We start from the raw sequence: 1,735 nt of genomic DNA, 5'->3' as shown, positions 1-1,735 counted from the left end.
ACGATCCGGGTCAGTACACCTAGCTCCGGTATCGCGCGCCGCGGCCGAGCTGCCAGCGACGACCGTTGGCGGCTACGGATCATTCGGATCTATAGCCGCCTCGCCGCGTGCCGCTTAGCAAGCTTCCTCGGCGGCGGGGAAGACCATGTCGATGATCCGGTGTGCGGCTTTGAGGACGTGGGCCGCGCTGTCGCGCATCACATTGGCGTCTTCGTTGGCCCATCCGGTGATGTAGCCGACGGAGTAGGCGGCGGTGTCGAACCCGACCAGTCCGGCGACGATGTAGGCGACAGATTCGGCTTCGACCTCCATGCGGCCGCGGTGTGCCCGGTAGGCGTCGACGTCGTCGCCGTGTCCGAGCTGGATGTGCGCGGCCTCGTGAGTGAGGGTCTTCGCGGCCTGCTCGTCGGCGAGTTCGTCGGCAAGGATGATCTTGTGCGTGTCAGGGGAGGTGTAGCCGAGGGGCCCGTTCATGGGTTCGCGGCCGACAGTCCAGCCGGCCGTTTCAGCGGGCTGATGACGCCGTGGTCGTCACTCCCGGTGAGGTTGCGGGTGGGGTTCTCCGGTATTGGTTCGGCGCCATCGATCGGGTCGGTCTGGCCGATGTCGAATACAGACAGGGTCGGGAGCAAGCGGATGACGCGCTGACCGCTGCCGGTTTGGTCGACGACGGCGTCCGTGCTCTCGTCGTCATCGGTGATCTTCTTTCTCGGTAGCCGAAGATCTTCACCGACTTCTCGCCACGGCGGACCTGGCGGCCCCTAGCTTGCCATTGCCGGAACCCGGCGATCATGGTTGCGTCGGGCTTCTGGGCGAGGATCAGTAGGAGGTTGTTCAGGGTGTAAGCGTGGAAGGAGCTGGCGAAGTCGAGGAATCGCTGCCATGCCCCGCTCTCGGTCAGCTGCTGAACCTGGTCACTGATCGAGGCATGCAGCGCCTCGGCCTGTGCTTTGCGCTCGTCGGCTGTCTGCGTGGTGTTCGTGCTCATGGTTTTTCCTCTCCCTCTCGTTTCTTTGCCGTGGAGGCACGAATGTGCCGTTCAGGGAGAGCGGTCGGAGTGCAAGACGACCGTGGAATACCAGACCGAGCGCAGCGAGGGAGGATATGCCGCGAAAGCCTCTTGCGCGCAGGGTGCCGACCGTAGGATGCCGCAGGCTTAACGGCAAAGAAGCTGCAGGTGCGAGCGCAGCGAGATCCGCTGCCGGCGCTCCGTCGACGGTGCTGACCCGAGGCCAAGGCCCGGGAGGGAGCGCGAGGGAGGACGGGGCCGTCCTCGCGGCCGGCGGCAGGCCAGGCGTCATCCTTGCGGGTCGCGGAATGGTCGGCCGCCCATCGAGGGCGGCCGACCATATAAACCCGCTCAACTGACGCCGAGCTGTAAGACCAACCCTCTCGGTCGAAGGCTTCGCCGGCCGCTGGGCCGGCGTCGTGGGGGTATCCCGTCGCTATCTGCTCGACGTGGGACAGCTTGTAGCCCCTGTCGCTGCCGAGTGAATAATCACCCTCGGGTGCCGTCTGAATCTTGACCCCTTCGGCACTCTTGGGAGGGTGATCGAAGTGGAAGATTGGGCGGAGATTGGATCGGGACGACCCGAAGCGAACGATCGGCGGCGCGCTGAGGACGGTGACCCTCTGTATGCCGTTGCCGTCATGAGATCGACTCACCTGGCGCCGCCTCCCGCGCGATGATGGCCAACCACCTCGTGAGGCGCAACGCCTAGGGTGTGTCTGACAA

At 65.2% G+C, this 1,735-nt stretch carries 2 protein-coding genes; both read right to left on the bottom strand.

The window, feature by feature from the left end:
- Positions 1–114: 114 nt before the first annotated feature.
- Positions 115–474 carry an ImmA/IrrE family metallo-endopeptidase gene (locus U870_RS24990; RefSeq protein ID WP_240183780.1) on the bottom strand — a complete coding sequence of 120 codons (360 nt, stop codon included), beginning with the start codon at positions 472–474 and terminating at the stop codon, positions 115–117.
- A gap of 31 nt (positions 475–505) precedes the next feature.
- Positions 506–988, bottom strand: coding sequence for an ArdC family protein (locus tag U870_RS24985; RefSeq protein WP_240183779.1), 483 nt, complete (start codon positions 986–988; stop codon positions 506–508).
- Positions 989–1,735 lie beyond the last annotated feature (747 nt).

Source organism: Leifsonia aquatica H1aii, assembly GCF_000633535.1.
Taxonomy (GTDB): Bacteria; Actinomycetota; Actinomycetes; order Actinomycetales; family Microbacteriaceae; genus Leifsonia; species Leifsonia aquatica_A.
The sequence above is the reverse complement of the archived record's forward strand: the minus strand, read 5'-3'. Positions and strand labels throughout refer to the sequence as shown.

Bases quoted from the DNA above. Each gene is read 5' to 3' on its own strand.
- U870_RS24990 (WP_240183780.1), bottom strand. From the start codon at position 474: ATGAACGGGCCCCTCGGCTACACCTCCCCTGACACGCACAAGATCATC.
- U870_RS24985 (WP_240183779.1), bottom strand. From the start codon at position 988: ATGAGCACGAACACCACGCAGACAGCCGACGAGCGCAAAGCACAGGCC.